At 32.3% G+C, this 415-nt stretch carries 1 protein-coding gene; it reads right to left on the reverse strand.

The features are described 5' to 3' along the window. Positions 1–232: 232 nt before the first annotated feature. The coding region (locus tag V6U76_RS05495; protein WP_333024146.1) for a hypothetical protein at positions 233–415 on the reverse strand (183 nt) is incomplete at its 5' end.

A 415-nucleotide genomic window follows, 5' to 3' on the forward strand; every position in this document is an offset into this window, starting at 1 on the left:
ATTCACTTCACACACGAAATAATATTAAATATATTTATTCGAACACAAAAAGTATTCTTTCACATTAACACAACCGAAGCACTAAACCAACTGACTAATTATACATTGAATATTGAATTTAAACACAAAGATAAACTATTAATCATAACTTGAAATACGAGAAAATTATTTACAAATGAACGATGACACATTATAGCAAGTGTCACGTTATTCTCGTTTCACGGCCCCCTTTCTAAGATGGAAGCCGTCCTCGGCTTTCAGAACTTTCACTGTCATCTGTACTTAATTCGCAATTGTCTTCTTCCTGTACACGATATTTACTTAGACGTTCAATATGTACACGGGAACGTTGTAAAGTTTCACAATTTTCAACCTCATAAACATTGTCATTTAACTTCTTTACAATACGAAAAGG

Origin of the sequence: Wolbachia endosymbiont of Pentidionis agamae, from assembly GCF_036711655.1 — a bacterium.
Taxonomy (GTDB): Bacteria; Pseudomonadota; Alphaproteobacteria; order Rickettsiales; family Anaplasmataceae; genus JAZHPY01.